Annotated in this window: 2 protein-coding genes; both read left to right on the top strand. The window is 56.3% G+C overall.

The window, feature by feature from the left end; translation table 11 throughout:
• Positions 1–101: 101 nt before the first annotated feature.
• Positions 102–521: a DUF4279 domain-containing protein gene (locus tag VA603_RS11535; protein WP_323438931.1), complete on the top strand. Its 420-nt coding sequence runs from the start codon at positions 102–104 to the stop codon at positions 519–521.
• A gap of 65 nt (positions 522–586) precedes the next feature.
• A complete protein-coding gene (locus VA603_RS19550; RefSeq protein ID WP_425603697.1) occupies positions 587–940 on the top strand; it encodes an Imm8 family immunity protein in 354 nt (117 codons plus the stop codon).
• The last annotated feature ends 301 nt before the right edge of the window (positions 941–1241 follow it).

A 1241-nucleotide genomic window follows, 5' to 3' on the forward strand; every position in this document is an offset into this window, starting at 1 on the left:
AGTAAATGTCACCTGCCACTATTCGCGCTAGGTACGCGTCCAACAGTTCATTCAAGCCGAAGCCGCTTCGCGGGTCGGCTTAATTCCGGAGTTGGCGCTCAATGACAGATCCCAACAACTGCTATGCCTACTTCGCGGTGTACGATGACGACCTTGACCCTTCGGCCGTGTCTGCTGAACTTGGCATCACTCCGACACGCGCCTGGCGCAAGGGAGACCGAGACTCTCGGCACCGGGAACGGCGGACGGGTAAATGGTCGCTTTATTCCAGGGTCGAGCGTACCGCGGCTTTAGATGAGCATCTGAAGGACGTTCTTCTTCAAATGGACGCCAACTCAAGCGCCTTTGCCGCTGTCAGCCATCGCTTAGGCGGCACCATGCAACTAGTTGGCAACTTCAATGACATTGGCGCGGGACTCCGCGTTTCAAAGACTATCGTGTCCCGGCTCGCCTTCTACGGTTTGCGACTAGATCTCGACACTTACTACCTGTACTCGGACAGTCGCGAGTGCACGGGTTGAGTGCTAACAATTCATTCAAGCCGCCCCCGCTGCGCGGGTCTGCTTAATTCCGGAGTTAGCCGTCAATGATCGTTCCTAAGCTGCTCAACCTCTCATGCTCCGACTTGACCAGAGGAGAGCCTCCTGCGAATCCAAGACACTGCGTTGTTCATATGCTTGCCACGGTCGGGCCAGACACAGGCAATGCTGGTGACGATTTTTCCTTTACCGTTGCCACGCCAAGCGCATTGGCCGAATCAGAGCGATTTGGCTGGGGGCGTGGCACGTTAATTGTGGATTCGTTCTCTTGGCTCCAGGTGGAGCACTCGCTCAACCGCCTGCTCGCACAAGCGTCTCGCTCAAGCTGGCAGGAGGTTGCCCAAACTCTCAATCACGAGTTGCAGTGGGAGTTCGATGGATACCGTCCATATGGCGGCTAACAATTCGTTCAAGGCGAAGCCGCTTCGCGCTTGCCTTAACTCTGGCGTTATGGCTCACATGAACATCTTCGCTCTCTTTGCGCTTGCGCTATATCCTCTCACGGTTGCCGCCGAGCTGCGATGCCCGGAATTGCCTCCAAGTGCTCGAGTTCACTGGGAAGGCCACTATGGACCGGGTGATGAGGTTGTATGCCTCGCCGTGGAGGCAGATGGCACTTCTGCGTTCATTCTATTTCGCGGAAGCACACCACCTCTCGTGTCAGAGGACCTAACCCGAGCGGAAGTTGGCATGGCCTTTGGG

Source organism: Stenotrophomonas capsici, assembly GCF_034961085.1.
Taxonomy (GTDB): Bacteria; Pseudomonadota; Gammaproteobacteria; order Xanthomonadales; family Xanthomonadaceae; genus Stenotrophomonas; species Stenotrophomonas capsici.

Bases quoted from the DNA above. Each gene is read 5' to 3' on its own strand.
- VA603_RS11535 (WP_323438931.1), top strand. From the start codon at position 102: ATGACAGATCCCAACAACTGCTATGCCTACTTCGCGGTGTACGATGAC.
- VA603_RS19550 (WP_425603697.1), top strand. From the start codon at position 587: ATGATCGTTCCTAAGCTGCTCAACCTCTCATGCTCCGACTTGACCAGA.